Origin of the sequence: Pseudomonas fluorescens (assembly GCF_012974785.1) — a bacterium.
Taxonomy (GTDB): Bacteria; Pseudomonadota; Gammaproteobacteria; order Pseudomonadales; family Pseudomonadaceae; genus Aquipseudomonas; species Aquipseudomonas fluorescens_BT.
The window spans coordinates 5,001,181-5,023,237 of sequence record NZ_CP027561.1 but is presented as its reverse complement, the minus strand read 5'-3'; the positions used below and the strand labels follow the sequence as shown (position 1 = coordinate 5,023,237).

Genomic DNA, 22,057 nt, shown 5'->3' with positions numbered 1-22,057 from the left:
AGGAACAAAACGCTGCGTGACGGGCATGTCGTCGGTGTGTTCATGCAACGCTCCAGGGGTCAGGCAACCCGTCAACCAGAAGGTGGGCAAAGGAGTCTGCCGGCAAGGCTTTGCTGAAGTAGAAGCCCTGGCCCTCCTCGCACTCGTGGGCCCTTAGAAAGGCCAGCTGTTGTGCGGTCTCCACGCCTTCGGCGATGACGTTCAGGTTGAGGCTCTTGCCCAGGCTGATGATCGCACCGACCAGGGCCGCGTCGCTGCTGTCATGGCTGAGGCCGCGAATGAACGACTGATCGATTTTCAGCACATCGATGGGAAACCGCCGCAGGTAGCTCAGGCTGGAATAACCGGTGCCGAAGTCATCGATGGCCAGCCGGACACCCAGGGCTTTCAGCCGGTTCAGCGCACTCATCGTTGCGTCCACGTTCTGCATCAGCACGCCTTCGGTGATTTCCAGTTCCAGCAGACGGGGATCCAGCCCGGTCTGTGCCAACACCTGTTCGATACCCTCGACGAAGTGCCGCTGGCGAAAGTCGATGGCCGAGGTGTTGACCGACATGCGGATCGACGGCAACCCCGCCAGTTGCCAGTCCCGGGTCTGCCGACAGGCCTCGGCCAGCACCCATTTGCTCAACGGCACGATCAGGCCGCTGTCTTCGGCCACTGGAATGAACTCCGATGGATACACCCAGCCATGCCCCGGTTTTTGCCAGCGCACCAGAGCCTCGGCGCCGACCACCCGGCCGCTGGTCAGCTCGATTTTCGGCTGGTAGTGCAGGACGAATTCATGGCGCTGCAGGGCCTGGCGAATACCCGACTCGATGCCTTGCTGCTCCCGGGCGCGCTGGTTCATGGCTTCGATGAAGAAGCCGATTTCGTTCGGTCCGTTTTCCTTGGCGCTGCGCATGGCCGTTTCAGCTTTCTTGATCAGCTCGATGGCCTCGAGCCCGTCATCGGGGTAGAGGCTGATGCCCAGACTGGCCGTGACGCTCACGTCATGCCCGACGATTGTCTGTGGAGCGCGGATGGCGCTCAGTAGTTTCTCGGCGATGCTGCGGGTCTGCTGCGGATGCTTGATATCGCTGAGCATCACCACGAACTCGTCGGAGCCATAACGAAAGACCGAGTCCGATTCGCGCACGCAGGCCAGCAATTGCTGGCCGACCCGCTTGAGCATTTCGTCGCCCGCCGGATGGCCCAGGGCATTGTTGATGCGCTTGAAGCGGTCCAGGCCGAGAAACATCACCACCAGTTGCTTGTCGTGACGCCGGCAAGCTGCCAGCGACTGGCTCAGGCGATCGCCCAGCAAGGTGCTGTTGGGCAGGCCCGTGAGGCTGTCGTATTGCAGCAGGTGCGAGACCTTGAGCAGTTCATGCACCCGCGCCTCGATGGTCTGCTCAAGGTTGAGCATCTTCAGCGCTGCGTCCTGGGCCAGTTGCCATTTCCAGGTCAGGGCATTGGCCATCTGGCGGATTTCCAGGGTGTCGAACGGCTTTTTCAGGATCAGCAACTGATCGCCGAATTCCAGGCGCTCGGCCATGGCCTCCCAGCTGTAGTCGGAGTAGGCGGTGCACAATGCAATTTGCAGGTTCGGATCGACTTCCCAGAGTTTTTCGATGGTTTCCAGTCCATCCCAGCCGGGCGGCATGCGCATGTCGGTGAAGGCGAGGGCGTAGGGCCGGCCTTCGTCCAGCGCGTGTTGCACCAGTTTCAAGGCTTCCTGGCCCTGGTAGGCGGAGTCGAGCTGGAACGTCAGGTGCGTTGCCTGACGGGTGCCGAACAGCGTCTGTTCAAGACCACTCAGATCCGCTTCGCCACCGGTCTCGGGGGCGAGGATCTTGCGGAAATCGGCATGGATCGCCGGCGTATCGTCGACGATCAGAATGCGCCGGTTGGTCTGGGGAAAAGGCGTTTTCATCCTTCATCCTCCTTGGGCAGCGGGGCGGCCGCACTTGCGTCCTTCAGCAGTCGGGCTGCCTGTTCGGGGCTGACCGCTTCCCTGAAGCAAAGGCCTTGCACGTTTTTCAGGGGGGCCGAAGAGGCGAGGGCGTCATCCCGATCTGCGGGCTGGACGCCTTCGGCGCTGATGTCGATCGCCAGATCCCGGGCGAAATTGACGATCGCTCGCAGGGTATTGGCGCTGCCTTCATCCTGGGCCGCACTGTCGATCAGGTATTGGGAGAGTTTGAGGTGATTGACCCGGTAGGTTTTCAGGTAATCGAACGATGAGTATTCGGTGCCGAAATCGTCGATGGCGATCTTCACCCCAAGCTCACTCAGGCGCGGCAGCACATCGTTGTGGGTCCATTTGGTCTGGGCCAGGGTCGCTTCCGTGACATCGAAACGCAGATCCCACGGTGCCAGCTCCCAACGGGCGGTGGTGCGCAGCACGTCATAGATGAGCTCGGGGCCGCTCTTGAGCTGCGCCAGAGAGATCTTGATCGCCATCACCGGCGGCGCCACGCCCTCGTTTTGCCACTGGCGCATCTGCCAGCAGACGTGATCCAGTATCCAGCGACCGAGCGGGATGATTGCACCGGTCTTTTCCGCTGCCGGTACGAAGGCCGACGCCGGCAGCAGACCAAGCCTGGGATGTTGCCATTTGACCTGCGCGGCCATGCCGAGAATCTTGCCGCTGTGCATGTCCACTTCCGGCGTGTAATCGAGCTTCAGTCCTCCCTGAATGAGCGCTGTCGTCAACTCTTCGGCAAGGGTAATGCGCTCGGCCACTTCCCGAGTGATTTGCTCGGAGTAGAACTGGTACTGATTGCGCCCGGTTTCCTTGGCGCGGTACAGCGCCATGTCGGCGCCGCCCAGCAGACTGTCGGCATCCAGACTTGTGGGCCGGTAGAGGCAGATGCCGATACTGGCGGAGGTGTGCAAGGCATTGCCCGTCAAGTGGTAAGGCTGCGACAGTGCATCGCGGATCTTGGTGGCAACGGTGGCGGACTGGGTCGGGTCGCTGACATCCAACTGCAGGATCGCGAATTCGTCACCGCCCAGCCGTGCGACCACGTCGTTTTCCCGCACATTCGATTTGATCCGCTGCGCCACTTCCTGCAAAAGCAAATCGCCGACCGGATGGCCGAGGGTGTCGTTGATCCGCTTGAAATGGTCCAGATCCAGATAAAACACCGCGAAGGGGGCCGCACCCCGGCGAGCGGCGGCGAAGGCCTGATGCAGGCGCTCGATCAGGGTGGCGCGATTGGCCAGCCCGGTGAGGCCGTCGGTGCGGGCCAGCAGGTTCATCTTTTCTTCGGCCAGCCGGCGCTCGGTGATGTCAAGAATGATCCCCTCGACTTCCAGCAGTCGGCCGTCGTGATCGCGTACCGGGATGTAGCGGTTTTCCACCCAGCGCCAGCCACCCTCGCCGGTTCGCAGGCGAAACTCTATGGAGGCGCCCTCTGCATGGCGATCGAGCACCCGGCCCATGGCGGTATCGACACTGACCTGATCGTCCGGGTGAATCAGCGTCTGCGCCCAGTTGGCCGAACCCACCAGATCAGCCGCAACATGGCCGTATCGGGTGATGTTGTGGGAGATGTACATCAACGGAAACGACGGCTCGCCGCGCAGCCGGTACAGGATGGTCGGGCTGTTCTGCACGATGATGTTGGCGTCGGACAACTCCCGCGTGCGTTCCTGAACAGCCTGCTCCAGCAGGTTCATCTTCATGGCGGCGTCTTCGGTCATTTGCCACTTGACCGTCAGGGCGCTGGCCATCTGCCGGATTTCTATCGCGTCGAAGGGTTTTTTCAGGATCAGCAGGCGATCGGTCAGGGCCAACCGCTGGTCGATGTCTTCCCAGGAGTAATCGGAATAAGCGGTACACAGGGCCACTTGCAGCTTGGGGTCGACCTGCCACAGCCGCTCGATGGTTTCCAGGCCATCCCAGCCCGGCGGCATGCGCATGTCGATGAAGGCCATGGCGTACGGGCGCCCGGCGGCGAGTGCGGCTTCGACCTTGTCCAGCGCTTCGCGGCCCTGATAGGCCGAGTCCAGTTCGAAACGGTCTTTCGGTGCGACGGGGGCGGAGGACGCATCGCCGAACAGCAGGCTTTCCGTTTCATCCAGGCTGTCGGCTTCAGCCGTGGCCGGTTTGAGGATCTTGGCAAAGTCCTCATGGATCGACGCGGTATCGTCGACGATGAGCACGCGGCGGTTGGTGTGTCCGGGTTGCGCACTCATGACGCAAAACCCGTGTGTTCACGCACATTCGTCATCGGGAGCATCCCTTTCCCCTCATCCCATGCCTGCGCTCATGCCGATGGTGTCGTCCAGCCACTTGAGCATAGTTGCACGGGCGCAACTTTGCCTGTCGCGGTGTAACAGAGGATTTACACGCGCCCTGCGAAAATCATCTAGCCTGTGATTCAAGCGCGGGCAAGCAGGGGAGGTCTGCCGGCGCGTCAGTCATGTCCAACGTTTCTCACGAGGCTTCGCCATGGAAGAGCCGTCCGCCCCGATTTCGCCGCCCCGGCCCAAAGTGCTGCTGGTCGATGACGAGGAACCGATCCTCAACAGCCTGCGCCGCCTGTTGCGCGGTCAGCCTTATGACGTCTTGCTGGCCACCAGCGGTGCCCAGGCGCTGGAAATACTCGAGCAGCAACCGGTGAATCTGGTGATGAGCGACGCGCGCATGCCCAACATGGATGGCGCCACGCTGCTGGCTCTTGTTCATGAGCGGTATCCGGCGACCGCGCGGATCATGCTCACCGGCTACGCCGACCCTTCGGCGATCATCAAGGCCATCAACGAAGGGCAGATCCACCGTTACATCAGCAAACCCTGGAACGACGAGGAAATGCTGCTGACCTTGCGTCAGGCCCTCGAGCATCAGCATCTGGCACGCGAGCGCGAACGTCTGGAAAAACTGACGCGAGTGCAAAACGAACAATTGAAACTGCTCAACAGCACCCTGGAAAAACACGTCGCCGCCCGTACCGCCGAACTGCAGCAGACCGCCGACATGCTCGACCTGGCCTACGAAGAGCTCAAGCACAGCTATGTGACCGGCACTGAAGTGTTTTCATTGATCGCCAATCTGCGCCTGCCGCCGGCCAAGCAGACCAACCGGCAGATCATCGAGCTGGTGCGCGGCTACTGCAAGGTGCACCGGCTGGACGAAGCCGCCAGCCGCGACCTGACCATGGCCGCCGCGCTCTACAACATCGGCAAGCTGAGCTGGACCGACAGCATGATGACCACGCCGTCGGACCTGCTGCACAGCACCGAGCGCGACCGCTATCGGGCCTATCCGAAACAGAGCGAATCGCTGTTGATGACCCTGGACCCGATGAAGGATGCCGCGCGGCTGATCCTGCATCACCAGGAGCGCTGGGACGGCAGCGGTTTTCCCGACCGGCTCAAGGGCGAGGCCATCCCCTTTGGTTCGCGTCTGCTGAAACTGGCGGTGGATTTCGTCGAGTTGCAGCGCGGGCTGATTCTCGAGCGGCAAATGAACAGCGACGAAGCGTTGCTGTACCTGCGCCAGTACGCCGGCAAACTTTACGATCCCGAACTGATCGAGGATTTCATCAAGGTCTGTGCAATGGTCAGCGACATCACCCTGACCGATCCGAACGTCAAGGTCATGGGCACCCGGGAGCTGGCAGCGGGGATGATCCTGGCGCGCAACCTCAATGCCGACAACGGCATGTTGCTGCTCAATGCCGGCAAGGTCCTGAGCGCTTTGCTGGTGGACAAACTGATCAGTTTCGAAGCCATGGAGGGCGCTAAATACAAGGTATTCGTGAAAGTACCGGAGGAACTTGAGGCGACCCTCACGGCCCAGGGTTGATGACGCTGGCGGGGTCGGCATGGGATCCTTGCGGTTTTTCTCAAGGCCGGTGGCTGCCCCATGAGCCCTGTATCCGCTGTTTCCCCCCGCATCATTCGTATTGCCGCCGCGTTGCTGCTCAACCCCGACGGCCAGACCCTGCTGGTGCGCAAGCGCGATACCACCGCGTTCATGCAACCGGGCGGCAAGATCGAAACCCATGAACTGCCGGTGCATGCGTTGGCCCGCGAGCTGGAAGAAGAACTGGGGCTGGTGATCGATCCGGCGCAGGCGCGCTTTCTCGGCCAGTTCTCGGCACCGGCCGCCAACGAGCCGGGGTTCGTCGTGCAGGCCGAGATCTTTCAACTGACCATCGACGCCGACGTTTCTCCCGCCGCCGAGATCGAAGAGGTGATCTGGATCGACCCGGCCACCGACGGTGATGTGGTTCTCGCCCCATTGACACGCGACCTGATCCTGCCGTTTTATCGAGCCTCGCTGACCGCGATCGCCTGATCATTCGTGCAAAGGACTTCGTCATGATCCCGCTTCAAGACCTGCTGATTTTCGCCGCTGCCGCGTTGTTGATGGTACTGACGCCGGGGCCGAACATGATCTACCTGATTTCCCGTTCGATCTGTCAGGGGCGCAAGGCCGGGGTGACTTCGCTGCTCGGCGTGGTGGCCGGATTCTTCGTGCATCTGTTCGCGGCGGCGGCCGGTCTGACGGCGGTGTTTCTCGCGGTGCCGATGGCCTATGAAGTCTTGAAGTGGGCCGGCGCGCTGTACCTGCTGTGGCTGGCCTGGCAAGCGGTGAAACCGGGTGCCCGTTCGCCGTTCGAAGTGCAGCCATTGCCGGCGGACTCATCGCGCAAGCTCATCACCATGGGCTTTCTCACCAGCGCCCTGAACCCGAAGATCGCGGTGTTCTACCTTTCGGTGTTTCCGCAGTTCATCACGCCGGAACATGGCTCGGTGTTCAGCCAGAGCATCATTCTCGGCCTGACCCAGATCAGCGTCAGCTTCAGCGTCAACCTGTTGATTGCCCTGTCGGCGGCAGGCATTGCCTCGTGGTTCGTCAACAATCCGTCCTGGCTGGCGGCGCAACGCTATTTCATGGGTTTTGTGCTTGGGGGGCTGGCCCTGCGGCTGATGCTTGAGCAGCGCAAGGCAGCTTGAACATGTGGATCGAAAGGCTGGATGCCAGTCATGCGCTGGCCTATCGGGAACTGATGCTGGAGGCTTACGATCGGCATCCGCAGGCCTTCACCTCCAGCGTGCGCGAACGCGCAGCAATGCCGCTGAGCTGGTGGGAGTCGCGCCTGACCAGCAAGCTCGATGCGGTGTTTGGCGCGTTCGAGGCGGGCCGCTTGGCGGGCATCGTCGGCCTGGCGTTCGAGCCTCGGGAAAAGGCCCGGCACAAGGCAACGGTGTTCGGCATGTATGTGTCGGCCGAGTTTCGCCAGCGCGGGCTGGGGTTGAAATTGATGGAAGCCGTGCTGGGTGAAGCGCAGCAGCATCCGGCGCTGAAGGTCATTCAATTGACTGTCACCGCCGGCAATGAAGCCGCGTTCAAGCTTTACCAGCGTTGCGGCTTCATCCAGTTCGGCCTCGAACCGATGGCGGTGCGGGTCGGCGAGGACTACTTCGACAAGATCCACATGTGGTGCGCGCCTTTCGTGCCATCCGCCAGCCTCAACGAACCGCACTGACCCCATCGAGGGTCGAGAACGAGGTGTCCTTGGCCGTCAGCAGGAAATCGCGCATGTACGGCGCGTCCAGCATGTCGGCGCGGATCGCCGCGTACAACGTCGCAAACAGACCTTTCTCACCCAGCCGCTTGGCCTTTACGTAACCCCGTGAGCTGTATTCATGCAGCGCCCAGTGCGGCATGCCGCACACACCGCGGCCGCTGGCCACCAGTTGCATCATCATCACCGTCAGTTCCGAGGTGCGCACCTGCGCCGGCTCGATGTCGGCCGGTTCGAGGAAGCGGGTGAAAATATCGAGGCGGTCCCGTTCCACCGGATAGGTGATCAGGGTTTCGGTCAGCAGGTCTTCGGGGACGATGTACGGTTTGCTCGCCAGCGCATGCTGGTTGGCGACCGCCAGCATGGCTTCGTAGGTGAACAGCGGCACGTAAGTAATGCCGGCGATTTCCAGCGGGTCGGACGTCACCACCAGATCCAGGTCACCGCGGGCCAGCGCCGGCAGCGGGGCGAAGGAGAAGCCCGAGGCCAGGTCGAGTTCGACTTCCGGCCACGCATCGCGGAACTGGTCGATGGTCGGCATCAGCCACTGGAAGCAGCTATGGCATTCGATGGCCATGTGCAGACGTCCGGCGGTTCCCCCGGCCAGACGCCCGATGTCACGTTCGGCGGCGCGCAGCAGCGGCAGGGTCGCGTCGGCCAGTTGCAGCAGGCGCAGGCCGGCGCTGGTGAACCGCACCGGTTTGGTCTTGCGCACGAACAACGGCATGCCCATGCGCTCTTCCAGCTCCTTGAACTGGTGGGACAGCGCCGACTGGGTCAGGTGCAGACGGTCGGCCGCATCGACCAGGCTGTCGGCTTCGCGCAGGGCATGCAGGGTTTTCAGGTGACGGATTTCAAGCACTGCAGTCTCCATGAGGAAAATTTGTGATAAACACGAAAAGGTTGAGTTTGTCTCATGTTGTCCTGGCTGTCGACAATGGCGCCATCTTTTACGCAATGGAGAACACTCGACATGGCCGTGGCCCACACCCTTGGTTTCCCGCGCATTGGCGCCGACCGCGAACTGAAAAAAGCCCTCGAAGCCTATTGGAAAGGCGATCTCGATCAGGCGTCGCTGAATCAGGTCGGCCGTGAGCTGCGCGCCAGGCACTGGCAATTGCAGAAGGACGCCGGCATCGACCTGTTGCCGGTCGGCGACTTCGCCTGGTACGACCAGGTGCTGACTCACTCGCTGACCTTCGGTGTGATCCCCGAGCGTTTTGACGGTGCGCGTGATGTGCGGGGCCTGCCGACCCTCGACACGCTGTTCGCCATGGCCCGTGGCGCCACGGCGTCCTGCTGCGGCGGCGAGCACGGCAAGACCCAATACGCCCAAGAGCTGACCAAGTGGTTCGACACCAACTACCACTACCTGGTCCCGGAATTCACCGCCGACCAACAGTTCAAGCTGAGCTGGGAACAGCTGTTCGATGAAGTCGAAGAAGCCAAAGCCCTTGGTCACAACGTCAAACCGGTGATCATCGGCCCGCTGACTTACCTGTGGCTGGGCAAGGCGAAAGGCAACGGCTTCGACAAGCTCGATCTGCTTGAGCGTCTGCTGCCGGTATACAACGAAATCCTCGGTCGCCTCGCTGCACAAGGCGTGGAGTGGGTGCAGATCGACGAACCGATCCTGACCCTCGACCTGCCGCAAGCCTGGAAAAGCGCCTTCGAACGCGCCTATCACATCCTTCAGTACTCGCCGCTGAAAAAACTGGTGGCGACCTATTTCAGTGGCCTGCAGGACAACCTCGGCCTGGCCGTCGGCCTGCCGGTGCAAGGCCTGCACATCGACGCGGTGCGTGCGCCGGATCAGCTCGGTCAGGTGCTTGATCGTCTGCCGACCTACAAGATTCTTTCGGTCGGTCTGGTCAACGGGCGCAACGTCTGGCGCTGCGAACTGGAGCAGGCGCTGGCACAACTGCAACCGGCGCAGGAGCGTTTTGGCGACAACCTGTGGGTCAGCAGTTCCTGCTCGTTGTTGCACAGTCCGGTGGATGTCGAGCGCGAAGACAAGCTCGACCCGGAGCTGAAAAGCTGGCTGGCATTCGCCGTGCAGAAGTGCAGCGAAATCTCGGTGTTGCGTGATGCGCTGAACGACCCGCAAGCGCCGAACGTGCAAAGCGCACTGGCCGCAAGCCGCGCCATTCAACAGAGCCGCGCCCGTTCGCCGCGCATTCACAAGGCCGAAGTGCAAGCGCGGATCGAGGCGATCAACGCCAGCGACAGCCAGCGTCATTCGCCGTTTGCGCAACGCATCGCTGCACAACAGGCGCGTCTGAAATTGCCGACGTTCCCGACCACCACCATCGGCTCGTTCCCGCAGACCGGTTCGATCCGCCTGGCCCGTCAGGCGTTCAAGCAGGGCAAGCTGTCGGCCAACGATTACCACGACGCCATGCGCAGTGAAATCCGCCATGCGGTGCAAGTCCAGGAGCGCCTGGGTCTCGATGTGCTGGTGCACGGTGAAGCCGAGCGCAACGACATGGTCGAGTATTTCGCCGAGCAACTGGACGGCTATCTGTTCACGCGCTTCGGCTGGGTCCAGAGCTACGGTTCCCGCTGCGTGAAACCGGCGGTGATCTATGGCGATCTGTCCCGTCCGAGCGCCATGACCGTGGACTGGGTCACCTACGCCCAGAGCCTGACCGACAAGGTCATGAAAGGCATGCTGACCGGTCCCGTGACCATGCTGATGTGGTCGTTCCCCCGCGAAGACGTGTCGCGCAAGGTTCAGGCACAACAACTGGCGCTGGCCCTGCGTGACGAAGTGGTGGATCTGGAAAAGGCCGGGATCAAGATCGTACAGATCGACGAGGCGGCGTTCCGTGAAGGCCTGCCGCTGCGTCGTGAGCAATGGCAGGAATACCTTGATTGGGCGGTGGAAGCGTTCCGCCTGACGGCTTCGGGGGTGAAGGATGAAACCCAGATTCACACCCACATGTGCTACAGCGAATTCAACGATGTGATCAAGGCGATCGCCGACATGGACGCCGACGTCATCACCATCGAGACCTCGCGGTCGGACATGGAACTGCTGGACGCCTTCGAAGCGTTCGACTACCCGAATGACATTGGCCCGGGCGTCTACGATATCCACTCGCCACGGGTGCCGGACACGGCCGAGATGGTCAAGTTGATGAGCCAGGCGGTGAAACGGATTCCGGCGCAGCGTCTGTGGGTCAACCCCGATTGCGGTCTGAAAACCCGCGCCTGGCCGGAGACCGAAGCGGCGCTGGTCAATATGGTCGCGGCAGCGCGGCAACTGCGCAGTCAGTTGGCATAACACGCAAGAGACAGGGAGCGGTGAATCGCTCCCTGTGTCGTTTCAAAGCGCTTCGAACCAGGGCAGCACTGGCGACCGCTTGCCGATGTCGGCGTACGGCAACGTTTGATCGTCAGCATGGGTTTTGCCACGGTGCTCCGGCAGTTTCAGATGGGCTTTTTCGAACTCACCGAACCGGGGCCTGGCCTTGCTGTAGTGAAAGTGTGCATACCACAACAGACGGGGCGGCTGGATGCTCAAATCGCGAATTTCGTATTCCTGCAGGTAGTCTGGCCGGCCGTCGGCGCGATTGCGCAGTTGCTTCATCAGCGCAATCTTGCGGACCTCCACGGCATTTTGCCGAAGCAGGTCTTCGAGCATGCCATCGGTGGGTTTTCGGCTTGCAAGAGTCTGCCGGGTGCGCATTTGCCGTCCTTGAGTGCGCAATCGGGCAGCCATGGTGTCCAGTTCTTCGATCACCGGATGCTCGGCGGACAGGGCTTCGATATCTCTGGCGCGGCGCGACAAGTCATCGGCCTCGCTGATCATCATGTGTTCCAGATCCACCGGGAGCATGTCGCGTTCGGCATAGGTCTGCACTTTTGCTTGATAGGCCGGTTGTCCATCAAGCCGCTTGCGGGCATCGGTCAGCAGCGACGGGAGATGGCGGGTCGCAACCGGTTGCGACGGCTGCACCGTCAGCAGGCGATACCGGCCATTGCCCGTCTGTTCCCAGACTTCCTCCCCGGCCTTGCCGTGGTTCAGGACGAATTGCCGCTTGCGGGTTCTGAGTTCCCAGTTCTCCACACCGATCAGCCACTGATCGTCTTCGGTGCGAAAGATCTTCTTGTTGCCTTGCCCGCCAGTACGCGGGGGCACCGGATGGTCGATGGCCTTTCTGGCCTGCTCGGCCATGACCTCCACGCCGGCCATCAACGGTTCGAACTCCTCCATGTGAAAGTACTGCGGGTAACTGGCGGTCCATTGGTTCATTTCCCGGCCATATCTTGCATAGGTGTCGAGACATTCCGTCAGAATCTGCATGCGCTGTGCCCGCGTGGCGCTGACCTCCGACAGGCTGAACTGCGTAAAGAGCGCCCGGTCCATGTCGACACGCAATTGCCAGGCCCTTTCCTGCAGATATCGCCAGGACACTTCGCCGGTGTTTTCGAAGTTCTTGACCGTTTCCAGGCGCTGCGAAGTCTTGATGTATCCCAGATTGAAATCGGTCATGCGACTGTTCATGTCAGTGATCATCGGCCCCAGTTTGGCCCTGTCCGTTCGAGCGGTGACGAGGCTGAACCAACGATTGAGATCGCTCATCAGTCCTTCGACGTCCTCGATAGCGGCGATGATTTCGAGACGAATCCGGTGCATGTCCTGTAGTTGTCTCAATCGTTCCTCGATCGAGTCCGCAGGTAACGCATCGAGGACGTCGTGCCGTGCATCGAGCTCATCCAGTTTCTTGCGGATGCGATGATTGGTGATCAGCGCCCGGTGTTTGAGGCGGTCGGTGATCAGTGTGGCGTCGTGGCTCTGTATCTCCAGCAGCGCACGCAGTTTGTTGCCGTGAGAAAGGGCGCGCAGTTCGGCCACTGTCTGAAATTGCCGGGTGGCCAATGCAATGTCATCTCGACAGCATTTTTCTGCCGCCATTCTGAACAGCAGGTTATCGGGGTGCTCGTAGTGGGTGTTGATCACCACATCACTTCGTCGAACCTGAGCATCGATACGAGAGCTCAAGCTGTCACATTCGAGGGTCAGTCGATGGTGCAATCGATAAGTGCGATCGATCCACCAGCGTGGCAGGCGGTTACGTATCGCCTGCGGCCAGACCGGGTCGAGGGCATCGGCCATGTGCCCCAGCACGCTGCCACCCCCGAGGCCACCGCCCTCGAACGTGGTGCCGTAGACACCGAACCAGGTGTCCCACTCACCAGCCTCGTCCAGAGCGATGGGTTGCTTATAGGTTTTCCGGGCGGTGCCGCTCAGACGCCAGTTGCGAGAGTCATGACTCCATTCGACCTGGTAGATCCGGCCCTGGCGGACGATGAAATCCCCGTCGGCATGCCGGTAGATGTTTCGCCATAGGCCACTGTCGACCGGTTGCAGACCGGCCAGCGAGAGGGGCGACTCATATTCGTAACCGGCGAACCGTTCGACGATGCGCCGCGCCTGGTGTTGATTTCTCAGCGTCAGTGCAGCGGAGTCGGTCGCCAGGTTCCGAAGCAGGCGGGTGCGGGTCGCCGAACGGGCCTTGAGCGCCGCACCAGCGCCGGGCACAAGATCGATGGCGGCGTCGATCAGGCATAGCAACAGTGATTCGATCTCGGTCAGTCCATCGCCGACCTTGCCCCGCAGAAACGCCGCGACCGCCTGGTTGGCGGCACTCCAGGCGTCATACAGCGCGAGCGCCGTGCCGACGAAAGGTACCAGCCCCAAGGCCATTTTCAGGTAGTTGAATACCCGGGGACCATTGAGGGCGTAGCGCTCCAGATACAGCGCTTCATTCGAGCGCGATGTACCACGATGGGCCTCGATCAGGCGGCCCATATGAGCGTCCAGCAGGTGTGCGGCAAGTGACGTGGTGGACGGCCACTTCAGCCCGACGCCGATCATGCCGTCAAAGCGTCTTTCCACGGCCAGGGCGATACGGTTTTCGTGGGCGCGAACGCTGCCCTGCACGGCGCGGCCGGCCAGATAGCGGATCATCGTGTCCTGGCTACAGCGCTGGAACAGATCCTTGCGAGCCGCTTCGAGGCTGTCGTAAACACGCAGGAATCGGCCGTCGGGAGCATCCGGCAGGTACAGCAACGTGGTGCCGCCTGCCTGTTCCTCGATAAACGTCACCCCGGACAGCGTAGCGGGCCCTTCGCCCGGTGTGTCCGTGCCACCGGCGGCCAGGATCGCCGGGCGCAATACAATGCGTCGGTCACCGTTGTTCCAGGCTTCGTCGGTGTCGGCATCGATGGCTGTGTCGAGGATGTGCAGCGCAGGCGTGTCGATCTGATGCTGCAACCACGCGCATCGACCTTGCAGCCTGAGCATCAGGCGCCAGGGTTCGAGCAGGCATTCCCGACGATATTCGCGTCGGTAGGGTGGCTCGTCGGGCGTGCCTTTGAAGGTGGAGTAGATCAGTTGCTCGTAGGCCTTGGGCAGGTCCAGTTCCGGCAGCAGCCTGCGCAGGTAGGGAAGGGTGATCCCTGCAATCAGCGCCGAGTGGTCGCGGTCGTCGCTGGCACTGACTTCAACCTGCATGAAGCGAAGACGCATCAGCAGAGGTTCCAGATTCATCGACGCTGTGTTGTCGATGTTGAGTTGCGCCAAGGCCTCCAGCGACAGGCTGTTGCGAGTTGCGCTGGGTACCGGCACCAGCTTCTGAGGGGTGCCGGGAGCGCCGGGCGCGTTGAATGTCTGCTTCTGCAGTGCCACCGAATCCGGCAGGTTCAGATGCACCGAAAAATACCCTTTGAGGGAAAAGTCCCGGCGCAGCCGTTCATGCAGACGCTGGCGGGTGAAATCCTCGCGAGGCGGCAATGTGACGGTCAGCAATTCGTGACTCCGGTTCATCGCACCGATCCAGGCCTGGATCAAATCCTTGAGGGGGTTGCGTTCGGTGTCTGGCAGGTCGCGCAGCCAGTCAGGCATTTGGGTGGCGAGGATGGCGCTGCGTTGCTGATCCATTCGAAAGGCCAGGGCCTGGCGTCGGGCTGCGTGGATCGGCACTTGTAGAAGGGCAAGCGTCTGGTTGCGCAGGTGTTCCAAATCATCTGCACGGTGTCGGGCCTGTAACGGCTCGCTGTAGCGTTGGCGAATCGTGGCTGCCCGGGTTTCGAATTCGCCGGTCAACTGATTCAACGCGTAGTGCAGCGGATCGCCTGGAATAGGTATCAACTCCAGCACCTGACTGCCTGTGCTGGCGTGCAGTTTGAACAGTTGCTGTTCAAGGGCCTGAAGATCGGCGAACCGTTGCAGGCCACCGCCGCTGCCGGGCCAGTAGAGCAGCAGACTTTGTGTGGAGACTGGCCGGGGTTGCCTGCGCATCAGCACGAATGGGCCATTGATCTCTTGATGGTTGACCAGGGTTTTGTTTTCCACGGACTCGGTCAGTGACAGCTTGAGGCTGAGCGCTACGAAATCGGCATCGGCGCTGTCGGGTGTACCCAGCATTGATGTGAGCAGACGGTGTTCTTCAACGCTGATCTGATTCAGGGCCCGTTGCATCTGCGCTTCGGCAAGCAGCCCTTGCCTGTGAGCGTTGTGCAGCGCGGTAAACTGCCGATTGAACGTGGTGACGTCCAGTGTTCGCTCGCGGTAGAGCAACGCCCTAGCCGCGAGGTCGGCGGCTTGTTCGGCGTTTTCCTGCGTCGTTTGCAGCGCTCTGAACGATTGCAGGGCTTCACCGTCAGGCACTGATTCCAGTGCATCGCATTCACGCTTGACGGCAGCCTGTCGCAGGGACCTGGAAACATCGGCATGCAGGTCGCCGAACAGTGATGGTTCGTCTTCGTTCTCCTGCGTCGGGACAGGGCTGTCCAGGCCGGGAGGCGCGCTGAAGATGGCGAGGCTGCGCTGTCGGTCGATTCGCTCGGCAACGTCCAGCGAACGGGGGCCATGTTCAGCCAGGCCGCGTTTGCCGTCCGATCCGTTGCGCAGGGCGGTGATTTGCGCCATTTGCTGCTGCGACAGCCACTCATTGAAGACCAGCGTCAGTGAGCGGCCGGCGGGGACATATTCGATCTGGAGGTTCTCGACCGGCAGTCCGGCGGGCACGTAGGGCCGCAGCGCCAGCCGAGTCTGCACGTCACTGCGTCGGGCGAAGGCCTGGATCGCATCCGCCTGGCCGGGCGCGTACAGCAAGTGAGCGGCGTCGTCTGCGCGGCTGATGACCCAGGCAGCCGCCGGTTTTACCCGCACGCCGTTGTGCAGTCGCAGGGTCGGCAGTTCGATGCGCAGAGTATCGTCTGAACCGCTGCGCGTTGGCGTCCCGTCCATCAGCGACCACAGGGGTTCCAGCTGTTGAGCCGTTACCGTGCGCCGGGCAAAGGCCATTTGCGCGGACGCCTCGATATGCCCGCGGTACAAGCGGTCGGCCTGGTCCCGACGGGACAGAGGCGTGCCCGGGGCGCGGGATCTCCAGTAAGCCTGCCAACGCTCATCAAGCGCCAATGCCGGTTCGAGGGTTTTGATTTGTGCGAGCAGTTGCGACGGGGTGAGTGCCGACAGTGCATGGGCGTTGTTCATACCGGTCAATCGGCATCGGTTGTCGAGCCATTCCTCCAGTCGCGGATGCTGAACGACAAAGGCAAAGGCCGCCGTGAGGCTGACAAATCGCTGTGCATGCCCATTTGTCGGGTGAAAAAGCAAACCGCACTGCTGGCCGTTCAGACCCAGTTTCTCGTGGAGCAACCGGTCAAGGGTATCGCGAACCGAGGGAACGCCGGCGCACAGTTGGCGCAGTCCTTCGCTGCAGGCTCGCCGCCGGACTGCCGCGCCTTGCAGCAGGCTTTCATCGATAGAGACGGGCAGGCTGGCGAAGCCGGGCAGCGTGTACAACGGGGGAGGGGGACTTTCTAAAAAGGATCGTTCGACCATGACGACAGGCTCAGGCAGAGAGCGGCGGATCCGCTCATTCATGAGCTATTCAAGAGCAATGGTCAGACGGAGGGTGGTGCATGTTTATCGGGATCAACCGACCACTCGGCACTCTTCATCAAACTGTCATCGAACTGTGGCAGCGCGCTTGAACAAACTTCATCAGACTCGCGCTCTACTGGGGTTCTGCGTTTCGGTGTTTTTCATGTTCAAGGGAATTTTTGCAATCGCGGCGTTGTTGGCCGCGGTTTTTTTCGGGCAGGCGTCCTATGCGGCGTCGCGTTGCGACGTCAATGTACCGACCGAACGGGTCGATCTGGCGCAGGTGAGCCTGGCGTACCAGAGCATCGGCCGTGCGTCGGATCCGGCATTGCTGTTGGTGATGGGACTGGGCGGGCAGTTGATCCACTGGCCGGACGAAGTGGTGGTCGCCCTCTGTCAGCAGGGCTTTCGGGTGATCCGCTATGACAACCGCGACGTGGGTCTTTCGACCTGGCGCCAGGCACCGGCCGAGGCCAACCTGACGTTTGAAGTGCTGCGCTACAAACTCGGCCTGCCGGTGGCGGCACCTTACAGCCTGACCGACATGGCCGACGATGCACTGGGCCTGATGGACGCGTTGCACGTCGAGCAATTCCACGTGCTCGGCGCGAGCATGGGCGGGATGATTGCCCAGCACCTGGCGGCGATGGCACCGCAGCGGGTCGAGAGTCTGACGCTGATCATGACCAGTTCCGGTGCCGAAGGCTTGCCGGCACCGAGCGCCGCACTGGTGCAATTGTTGTCGCGCCGTGGCGCACCCAACCGCGAAGTGGCGCTGGAGCAACAGGCGGATCTGTTGGCGGCGCTGGGCAGCCCGATGGTTACCGATGATCGTCAGGTGCTGTTGCATCAGGCGGCGGTGTCCTATGACCGGGCGTTCAATCCCGAAGGCGTGAAGCGCCAGATCATGGCGATCCTTGCCGAACCGAGCAGGGTGGCATTGCTCAATCAATTGCGGGTGCCGACCCTGGTGGTACACGGCACGGCCGACCCGCTGCTGCCGGTGATGCACGGCGTACACCTGGCAGCGCACATTCGTGGCAGCCAGTTGAAGCTGATCCCGGGCCTGGCCCATCGCTTCCAGGAGGCGTTCAAGGCGCCGTTGCTGGCGGCGGTGTTGCCGTATTTGCAGCAACACCGTGAAGACACTTCGCACTGGGCGCAGATCGAACCGGTGGGCGAGCGCAACCTGCTCTAGCGGGTGTATCGTGCAGGTCTTTGACCACCGGGCAGCCGGTGGATACCTTTGTCGGGGCGGTCCCGGCAGATCATGAGCGAGGCGAAGGGCGGCACGGTGAATCGAGGCCGTGAAGATTCCCGGGCTCGGCCCGGGAATCCTGCTCAGCGGACGATCTTGTCCACGTGAATCCCCAGTTTTTTCAGGCGATACCAGAAGCTGCGCTCGGAAATCCCGATCAACTGCGCCGCCGCAGCCTGCACACCGTTGCTCTGCGCCAGGGCGGCGAGGATGTAGGCTTTTTCCACCTCTGCCAGTGCCGCTTCAAGGTCGGCCGGCACGCTGCCTTCGGCGACCAGAGCGCCGGGCTCGGTCGGCTGTGAGGCAAACAGATAGGCCGGCAGGTCGTGCTCTTCGATCACTGTGCCGGAGGCGACGATGGTGGCGCGTTCGACGCAGTTCTGCAGCTCACGAATGTTTCCCGGCCACGAATAGCGAGTCATCGCCTGCAATGCCTCGGCGCTGAAACCGCTGAAGCGTTTGCCCGCCGCGGTGCCCAGGGTGTGGGCGAAATGCCGGGCCAGCGGGGCGATGTCTTCGACCCGCTCACGCAAGGCCGGCAACGGAATCGGGAACACGTTGAGGCGGTAATACAGGTCTTCGCGAAACTCCTTGTTGGCCACCGCGTCCAGCAGGTTCTTGTTGGTCGCGGCGATGACCCGCACATCGACCTTGCGCTCGCGCGGATCGCCGACCGGTTCGATGATGCGTTCCTGCAAGGCGCGGAGGATTTTCGCTTGCAGCGCCAGCGGCATTTCGCCGATTTCATCGAGAAACAGCGTGCCCTTGTCCGCCTGCTGGAAGCGCCCGACCCGGTCCGATACCGCACCGGTGAACGCACCTTTGCGGTGGCCGAACATTTCACTTTCCAGCAGCCCTTCCGGGATCGCTGCGCAGTTGACCGCGACAAACGGTTTGTCCGCGCGATTGCCATGCTTGTGGATGGCCCGGGCGACCATTTCCTTGCCGGTGCCGCTTTCGCCGGTCAGCAGAATGGTGGCGTTGCTTTCGCGCACCGAATCGATCGCGCTCAAGACCCGGCGAAAGCTCGGACTGTCGCCCACCAGACTGTCGATCTGCTGGTGTTCGTCGAGTTCGGCGCGCATGCGCAGGTTGTCTTTGAGGATGTCGCGAAACTGAAGGGCCTTGCTGACGGTGATGTCCAGCTCATCGATGTCGAACGGTTTGGCGATGTAATCGAAGGCGCCGTTGCGCATCGACTGCACGGCATTTTTCACCGTGCTGTAGGCGGTCATGACGATGACCGGCAACTGCGGGAAGCGGTTCTTGATTTCCGCCAGCAGTTGCGGGCCGTCCATGCCGGGCATGCGCCAGTCGCTGATCACCAGATCGATGTCCTCGGATTCCAGCACCTTGAGCGCATGCAGGCCGTTGCCGGCGGTGAACACCGCAATGTCGTTCTGACTCAAGGCCGATGCCAGCAGGTCGCAGAGCTTGGGCTCGTCGTCCACCACCAGTACGTTATGCGTCATCGCTGTCCTCGTCGAAATCTTCACCGTTGGCCGGAATGTACAGGCTGAAGGTGGCTCCGGCATCTTTTTCGCTGACGCATTCGATGCGTCCGTCATGGTTTTCCATGATCGAGAAGACTTTGGCCAGACCGAGCCCGGTGCCGGATGCCTTGGTGGTGACGAACGGTGTGAAGATCCGTTCAAGCATGTCCGCTTCGATGCCCTGGCCCGTGTCGCTGATGCTGATGACCGTATTGTGCTCGTCGCTGGCGATGCCCAGGGTCAGGCGGCCGCCCTCGGGCATGGCGTCGATGGCGTTGACGATCAGGTTCAGGCCCGCCTGTTTGAGTTGCCGCGCATCGGCATACACGGTGGCACCCGGCGCGCGGTCGTCGATCTGCACATCGATGTTGTGGCTGGAAAGCTCCGGGGCGCAGAAACCCACCAGCTCATCCACCAGTGGCCGCGCCAGTTGGGTCGAACGCAGCGGCGCACTGGGTTTGGCGAAGTCGAGAAATTCAGTGATGAGGTCGTTGATACGGCTGACTTCACTGACCACATATTCCAGATGACGCTTGTCGGTCTCCGGCAGGTCGGCACGTCGGTGCAGCAATTGCGTGGCTGTCTTGATGATGCCCAGCGGGTTGCGGATTTCATGGGCCAGGCCCATCGCCACTTCGCCCAGCGCGTGCAGGCGGTCGCGGCGCCTCAGTTGCGACTCCAGGTGCTGCAACTCGCCGAGACGTTCGCTCATGTGGTTGAAGATGCTGCTCAGCTCCGCCAGCTCATCGCCGCCGGTGACCGGCAGGCGCTGACGGTAATCCCCGGCGATCACCGCTTGCACGCCTTTGGCCAGGCCGCGCAACGGTTTGGTCATGCGCTCCGATACCAGCCATCCCACCGCCAGCGAAGCCGCCGAACTGAGGATGAAGATCAGGATGAACAGATTGCTCTGGTTGACCAGCCCGACCAGCGTGGTGTGGCGCAGCAGGCCGCTGAACACCACACCTTGCAGCTCGCCGTTTTCGTTGAGAATCGGTCGGTAGATGCCGCTGTAGCGCTTGGTCGACTGCTCGATCGGTTGCTTGGTGTTGCGCAGTTGCTGTTCGATGTTTTCCGGAACGATTACCGGGTGATCTTCAAAGCGCTGAGTGGAAAAGATCTCGGAGAAATCGGCGTCTCTGGCCAGGTACAGACGCAGGTCCAGGGAATGTACGTCGGCGACGCTGGTGAGGAAGCTGTTGTCGAGGTAGGTCACCACGATCAGTTTATAGTCGGTGCCGTCCTGATCGCTCTCGAAGGTCGACACCACGGCGCCGGTCGCCACACCACCGACCTGCAGGGTCTGCAGCACGGCTTTGGGCGCGGTGCTGATCTGCCGCACGATGTCATCGGCGGCGGTGCTGAATACCACTTTGTGATCGCTGTTGCGCACCAGCGCGACCACATCGATGCCCATGGAGTCGGCGATGTCGGAGGTGAGCTTGTCGCGCCGGGCCGACTGGCGGTCCGTTGGCGGACGGGTGTAGCGCAGGAACAACTGCGCGGCGCGGGCATTGTCGCGCACGATCTCGCGGATCTCGTCCTCGACGATCTTGGTCGACTCCTGCAGCCAGATTCGCACGTTGCTGTCGAAAATCTGCGACAGGGTGGTGGCCGCCAGTTCCGCGGCGATCATGGTCGGAATCACGCTGACCAGCCAGAACGCCAGCACCAGTTTGCGTTGCAGGCTCCAGCCGGAAAGGGCGAAGGGTCGGGCGGTGGCGTGTCGGTCTTTGCTCATCATGCTCGCTTATTGTTGTTCGCTTATCGCGGTCGCCATGGCCGGATCGGTTCGATCCGGACGGATGAAAATCTTGACCAGCCGCAGCAGGTGATTGAGTACGGGGTGGCGATGGCGGAAAAACACCGTGTTGCCGATGAACGAACAACCCAGGCGCAGCTTACTGGCATAACCGGCCTGACCGCACGCGTAGATCGGAATCCGGTGCTCAATACAGTAGCCGACATTGGCCAGCCAACTGCGCATGTACAGTTTGTGCTCGCGGGTCCGGGCCAGATCATGGGCGAAAAACTTGTCCACCAGCCGCTGTTCGTCCAGCAGCACCAGATTGAATGCGACCAGCTCATCGCCGACCCAGTACAGGACGCAGGCGGCACGTTCGTCGAGGTGTTCCAGCACTTGCCGAAAATAGGCCGCCGGCAGGCATTCGAAGGCCAGGTCGCTGCGCGCCAATGTCGCTTCATAAAGCCGCATCATGGTCGGCAGCAGGTCGTCCACCGAACGTCGCCATTCAATTCGCGGGCCTGAGCCGCGCAGGGTCCGGCGCAGGTCCTTGCGGGTGGATTTGCCCAGGGTGCCGAGGTAGGCGTCGACCGAGGCGAATTTGATCGGCAGCTCGGCACCGGGCAATCCCGGCATGCTTTGCAAACCGGCCTCGCGGCAGGCCTGGAGCCATTGTGGATTGCGGTGGGAAGCGTCCTTGACGGCCAGCAGGCCGACCCCGGCCTGGTCCGCATCCTGACGGGCCAGGTTCAGCAGACGTGCGAACAGTTCCGGCAAGCGTGCCGGATCGATAGACGGATGGGTGCCGACGTGGCACTGCTCCGCCACTGGCGAACCGAGGGCGTACAGGCGAATGTCGAACAGCCCCGGCCAGCAACTGCGCAGCCATTGGCTCAAACGTTTGCCGGTGCCCTGCAGCGTGGTGTCGAGCGAATAAGCCGTGGTGAAGGCCACGACTGCCGCAATCAGCCGGTCGTTTTCAAACAGCGCCAGATAGCGCCAGTGAAAGCCGTCGATGCCGGCCTGTTCAACGGCACGATAGTAGGCCCAGTCTTCGAGCTCCTCGGGAAAGCAGGCATTCCACGCGTCGCGATCAATCGCTTCGATGGTTGAAAAGGCTTGGGCCGTGATCAC

13 protein-coding genes are annotated in these 22,057 nt (G+C 61.8%); 6 read left to right on the top strand and 7 right to left on the bottom strand.

The genetic code is table 11. The annotated features are described in order from the left end of the window. Positions 1-40: 40 nt before the first annotated feature. Both C6Y56_RS22800 and C6Y56_RS22795 read right to left on the bottom strand, forming a co-directional pair. Positions 41-1,915 (bottom strand): putative bifunctional diguanylate cyclase/phosphodiesterase, encoded by a 1,875-nt coding sequence (locus tag C6Y56_RS22800; protein ID WP_169431739.1) that lies wholly within the window; start codon positions 1,913-1,915, stop codon positions 41-43. Then, positions 1,912-4,185, bottom strand: coding sequence for a GGDEF/EAL domain-containing response regulator (locus C6Y56_RS22795; protein ID WP_169431738.1), 2,274 nt, complete (start codon positions 4,183-4,185; stop codon positions 1,912-1,914). Before C6Y56_RS22795 ends, C6Y56_RS22800 begins: the two co-directional genes overlap by 4 nt. A gap of 256 nt (positions 4,186-4,441) precedes the next feature. On the opposite strand from C6Y56_RS22795, the gene C6Y56_RS22790 reads away from it, so the two are divergent. From C6Y56_RS22790 to C6Y56_RS22775, 4 genes are read left to right on the top strand one after another with little or no spacing between them, the layout of a single operon-like run. After that, positions 4,442-5,797, top strand: coding sequence for an HD domain-containing phosphohydrolase (locus C6Y56_RS22790; RefSeq protein ID WP_169431737.1), 1,356 nt, complete (start codon positions 4,442-4,444; stop codon positions 5,795-5,797). A 60-nt stretch (positions 5,798-5,857) separates the two neighbouring features. After that, positions 5,858-6,292: an NUDIX hydrolase gene (locus C6Y56_RS22785; RefSeq protein ID WP_169431736.1), complete on the top strand. Its 435-nt coding sequence runs from the start codon at positions 5,858-5,860 to the stop codon at positions 6,290-6,292. 23 nt (positions 6,293-6,315) lie between these two features. Then, positions 6,316-6,954 carry a LysE family translocator gene (locus tag C6Y56_RS22780; protein ID WP_169431735.1) on the top strand — a complete coding sequence of 213 codons (639 nt, stop codon included), beginning with the start codon at positions 6,316-6,318 and terminating at the stop codon, positions 6,952-6,954. Between the two features lie 2 nt (positions 6,955-6,956). After that, on the top strand, positions 6,957-7,487 hold the full coding sequence (locus tag C6Y56_RS22775; protein ID WP_169431734.1) for a GNAT family N-acetyltransferase: 531 nt from the start codon (positions 6,957-6,959) through the stop codon (positions 7,485-7,487). Here the strand turns inward: C6Y56_RS22775 and metR are convergent. Then, positions 7,471-8,388 carry a transcriptional regulator MetR gene (gene metR, locus C6Y56_RS22770; protein ID WP_085709456.1) on the bottom strand — a complete coding sequence of 306 codons (918 nt, stop codon included), beginning with the start codon at positions 8,386-8,388 and terminating at the stop codon, positions 7,471-7,473. The genes C6Y56_RS22775 and metR overlap by 17 nt on opposite strands. A gap of 111 nt (positions 8,389-8,499) precedes the next feature. Between metR and metE the strand changes: the two genes are divergently transcribed. Beyond that, positions 8,500-10,812 carry a 5-methyltetrahydropteroyltriglutamate--homocysteine S-methyltransferase gene (gene metE, locus C6Y56_RS22765; RefSeq protein ID WP_169431733.1) on the top strand — a complete coding sequence of 771 codons (2,313 nt, stop codon included), beginning with the start codon at positions 8,500-8,502 and terminating at the stop codon, positions 10,810-10,812. A 42-nt stretch (positions 10,813-10,854) separates the two neighbouring features. Here the strand turns inward: metE and C6Y56_RS22760 are convergent, their stop codons facing one another. Beyond that, complete coding sequence (locus C6Y56_RS22760) at positions 10,855-16,347, bottom strand: dermonecrotic toxin domain-containing protein (protein ID WP_249314331.1); 5,493 nt, start codon at positions 16,345-16,347, stop codon at positions 10,855-10,857. A 244-nt stretch (positions 16,348-16,591) separates the two neighbouring features. Here C6Y56_RS22760 and C6Y56_RS22755 point away from each other — a divergent pair, with 244 nt between their 5' ends. Further along, positions 16,592-17,626, top strand: a complete 1,035-nt coding sequence (locus tag C6Y56_RS22755) for an alpha/beta fold hydrolase (protein ID WP_169431731.1) — start codon at positions 16,592-16,594, stop codon at positions 17,624-17,626. A gap of 143 nt (positions 17,627-17,769) precedes the next feature. On the opposite strand, the gene C6Y56_RS22750 is transcribed toward C6Y56_RS22755, so the two are convergent. From C6Y56_RS22750 to C6Y56_RS22740, 3 genes are read right to left on the bottom strand one after another with little or no spacing between them, the layout of a single operon-like run. Further along, positions 17,770-19,158 carry a sigma-54-dependent transcriptional regulator gene (locus C6Y56_RS22750; RefSeq protein ID WP_169431730.1) on the bottom strand — a complete coding sequence of 463 codons (1,389 nt, stop codon included), beginning with the start codon at positions 19,156-19,158 and terminating at the stop codon, positions 17,770-17,772. Continuing rightward, positions 19,148-20,923, bottom strand: coding sequence for a sensor histidine kinase (locus tag C6Y56_RS22745; protein ID WP_169431729.1), 1,776 nt, complete (start codon positions 20,921-20,923; stop codon positions 19,148-19,150). Before C6Y56_RS22745 ends, C6Y56_RS22750 begins: the two co-directional genes overlap by 11 nt. Positions 20,924-20,929: 6 nt before the next feature. Then, positions 20,930-22,057, bottom strand: a complete 1,128-nt coding sequence (locus C6Y56_RS22740) for a GNAT family N-acetyltransferase (protein WP_169431728.1) — start codon at positions 22,055-22,057, stop codon at positions 20,930-20,932.